The following is a 3,427-nucleotide window of genomic DNA, read 5'->3' on the forward strand; positions in this document are numbered from 1 at the left end:
GGCAGTGGGCATACCAGGAGCGTTTTAAAGAAGCTGGTTTAATGGCGGTTCTGGGCTGCGGCTTTGATCCGGGCGTAACGCAGGTTTTTACTGCTTATGCCAACAAGCACCATTTCGACGAAATGCATTACCTGGATATTATCGACTGTAATGCAGGTGATCACGGAAAAGCATTTGCTACGAACTTCAATCCTGAAATCAACATCCGCGAGATTACGCAGCCTGGCAGGTATTGGGAAAATGGAGAGTGGGTTGAGATTCCAGCTATGTCCATTCACAAACCCATTGAATATCCGGGCATCGGACCAAAGGAGAGCTATGTACTTTACCACGAGGAACTGGAATCTTTGGTAAAAAACTTTCCTACCCTGAAACGCGCGCGCTTCTGGATGACTTTCGGACAAGCTTACATCACGCATTTGAATGTGCTTGAAAACGTGGGTATGACGAGCATTAAGCCCATCAAATTCCAGGGAATGGACATTGTACCGCTTGAATTCCTGAAAGCAGTACTACCCGCTCCTGACTCTTTGGGAGAGAATTATTCAGGTCAAACTTCAATCGGCTGCCAGATCAAGGGAATTGAAGACGGAGAAGAAAAAACCTACTACGTGTGGAACAACTGCGACCACGCTGAATGCTACCGCGAAGTACGCGCCCAGGCTGTAAGTTACACCACCGGAGTTCCGGCAATGATCGGCGCAATGCTGATGCTGACGAATGAAGAATGGATGAAGCCGGGTGTATATAATGTAGAAGAATTGAATCCGGATCCTTTCATGGATTTGCTCAACCAGCACGGTTTGCCGTGGAACGAGCGGATTAATGTGACGCTGCCTCACGAGTATTGACCCTGACGGAGGCATCTCGCTCTGCCCTTCGACTGCGCTCAGGGTGACAAAGTACGTTTGTCACCCTGAGCGCAGTCGAAGGGCAGAGCGCAAAGCTACCCCTCCATCGTTATCACCGCCCGCGTACAAACCCCCCCTACCGGCGGGTTGAACTTGGAGACCCGCACTTTGATATTTGCTACGCGCGGGTAGTGTTCTCTTATTTTTTCGATTACATTGAAGCCGATGTGTTCCAGCAGTTTGGCTGGTTCCTGCATTACTTTTGAGGCGATCTGGTAGATTGTTTCGTAGTTTACCGTTTCGCTGAGTTTATCTTCCTGCGCTGCTTTGAAGAAATCTGTCGAGATGGTGATGTCAAGCGCGTATTTGTTGCCTATTCTCTGTTCTTCCGGGTAGTACCCGTGGTATGCAAAAAACTCTAATCCTTCGAGGCTGATCGTTCCCAATGTAATTTAGATTTGGTCAAAGAATGAGCCGCCGCCACCTGTTTTCTTGGGCTGGGTAGTTTCACGCGGTCTGTTGATCGCCGGTGAAGAATCACGTGCTTTTTCAGCGGATCTGTGCATTTCGGCCAAAGCTTCATTGGCTTCATCGGCTGCACTTCTTACCGTTTCGCGTGGCCGGTTATAAACAACTTCCTCCTCAACAGGCTCCGGTTCCGGCTCTGTCACTGCTACTGGTTCAGGTTCCTCGATCGCATTCAGCTCTTCCTGCTCAAAGGCAGCTTCGGGCAACAATTCTTCCTCTTCCGTTTCAACCTCAACGATTTCCGGCTCTTCCTCTTCTCTCGGTATCTCAAACACCACTTCCGGCTTATCATCCTGCAAAATCACAGATACCTCTGCTTCATGCTCCTCCGGAGCCTCCTCCCTGGCAACTTCCATTGCCGGAATATGGTAGCTTGGTTTCTTTGGAATATCAATCTCGGCAACGTGCTGCTTGATCTCTTCCATTTTGTTCAGAACAGATTCCTTATCATACTTCTGCTCAAAACGTTCAACGGTATCTATGGTATTATTGGCCAGCGAAGTAAGCTGAACAATGAGGTTATCCCTGAAATTTTCAATCGCTTTGAAGTCGCGTTCCTGCCGTTTGATTTCCGTTGCAAAATCCTCTTTGAACTGCTTCAAACGGTCTTCCGTTTCCTGTATAATCTGGCTCGTCCTGGCTTCTGCTTCCGTCACCAGGTCGCTCGCTGTTGACTTCGATTCTTCAATCCTTTTCTCAGCAAGCTCGTGTGCCTCTTTTTCAATCAGCTTACTGGTATCTTCCGCCGCTTTCAGTGTACGGAATAGCGTAGATTCTATGTCTTTTAACTTGCTAAGCTCCTTTTCCGCATATTCGAGCTGCATTTTCAACAAGCTGTTTTCGCTCGAAAATCGCTCCCATTCCTGTGACAGTGAATTCAGGAAAGCATCTACTTCGTCCGGGTCGTAACCTCTGAAAATCTTTTCAAAAGTATGCTTGCGTATCTCTATCGCGGATATTTTCATGATGCGTTCAAAGCTTTGTTACTAGATAAAATCAGTCGTGTAAGTTAAAGATATATGCGTCATTTTTCAAAGTATTTGCCAATAATACCATATGATAAGTATACTATTCGGCCACTTTCCAAACCGATATCATACGGTCGTCGCTGCATGATATCAGCTGGTTTTCAAAGGTTGTCCAGAGGAGTTTATTCACCGAAGTTCCATGCCCGGCGTGGCGCGCACGGTCGATGATTTTCTTCAATTTGAAAGTTGCAGTATCCCAGACTTTAATCGATTTGTCCATACTGCAGGTAGCAAACAATTGCTGGTCGGGACTGAATGCAATGTCGTTGATGGCGTACATGTGCGCGGGAATGTCGGCCACTGTACCATAAGCATCATTTACATCCCAGATTTTGAGGTGCGCATCGCGCCCGGTTGTGAAAAGATATTGCCCATCTGGTGAATACTTAACGGAGAAAACCGAGTTTGAATGTGATTGGATTGTCTTTTTTAAAACAAAACCATCCAGATCGAAGATATGTACGTTGCATTCACTATCGCCTGTCGCGAATTCATTGGTTAAATGATTAACTGCAATTGACCGCACACTTTTGCCGGAAACCTTGATGTGTTTACGAACAGAAAAGCTCGGCACATCCACTACAATAATCACCCCGTCACCCATCGCGATCAATGCATTTTCATCCGAGATTTTGATGTCAAAAATGGCAGCTGCCGTGATCTTCGACGTTTTTTCAATCTTATTGTTTACGGTGTCCAGCAGCTGGATTCCTTCGTAGTTCTGACCGATCCAGAGCTTTTGATCCGCAGGATTGAGGGCCAGCGCATAGACGGAGGTACCCGCGCGCGCCACGAGGTTGCCCAGGTCCGGCTTGTTCAGGTTCCATTGGATGACAAATCCGTCGCCGCCGGCAGAATAGAAACCGTGGTCAGTCGAATCTGAAATTATTGTATAAACACTGTCCCGATGACCGGAAAAAGTATCTACTTTGTGAATATTCATTGTTTTTTGGTGGTTAGCTATTAGCAGTTAGCAGTTAGGTAATAAATTAATGGAGCCAACGCAAAGCTAACCATCAA

Annotated in this window: 4 protein-coding genes; 1 reads left to right on the top strand and 3 read right to left on the bottom strand. The window is 46.8% G+C overall.

The features are described from left to right. Window positions 1–851, top strand: an 851-nt coding sequence (locus ACTIE6_RS20675; RefSeq protein WP_439558440.1) for a saccharopine dehydrogenase family protein, incomplete at its 5' end; no start/stop codon positions are given. 95 nt (window positions 852–946) lie between these two features. Here ACTIE6_RS20675 and folB read toward each other — a convergent pair. From folB to ACTIE6_RS20690, 3 genes are all read right to left on the bottom strand, one after another. Then, window positions 947–1,297 carry a dihydroneopterin aldolase gene (gene folB, locus ACTIE6_RS20680; RefSeq protein ID WP_439558441.1) on the bottom strand — a complete coding sequence of 117 codons (351 nt, stop codon included), beginning with the start codon at window positions 1,295–1,297 and terminating at the stop codon, window positions 947–949. 6 nt (window positions 1,298–1,303) lie between these two features. After that, window positions 1,304–2,344 (bottom strand): DivIVA domain-containing protein, encoded by a 1,041-nt coding sequence (locus ACTIE6_RS20685; protein WP_439558442.1) that lies wholly within the window; start codon window positions 2,342–2,344, stop codon window positions 1,304–1,306. A 103-nt stretch (window positions 2,345–2,447) separates the two neighbouring features. After that, window positions 2,448–3,350, bottom strand: coding sequence for a WD40 repeat domain-containing protein (locus ACTIE6_RS20690; protein WP_439558443.1), 903 nt, complete (start codon window positions 3,348–3,350; stop codon window positions 2,448–2,450). Window positions 3,351–3,427 lie beyond the last annotated feature (77 nt).

This window comes from Dyadobacter sp. (assembly GCF_051859145.1).
Classification (GTDB): Bacteria; Bacteroidota; Bacteroidia; order Cytophagales; family Spirosomataceae; genus Dyadobacter.

Excerpts from the sequence above, each read along its gene's own strand:
- ACTIE6_RS20685 (WP_439558442.1), bottom strand. The coding sequence starts at position 2,344 with ATGAAAATATCCGCGATAGAGATACGCAAGCATACTTTTGAAAAGATT.
- ACTIE6_RS20690 (WP_439558443.1), bottom strand. The coding sequence starts at position 3,350 with ATGAATATTCACAAAGTAGATACTTTTTCCGGTCATCGGGACAGTGTT.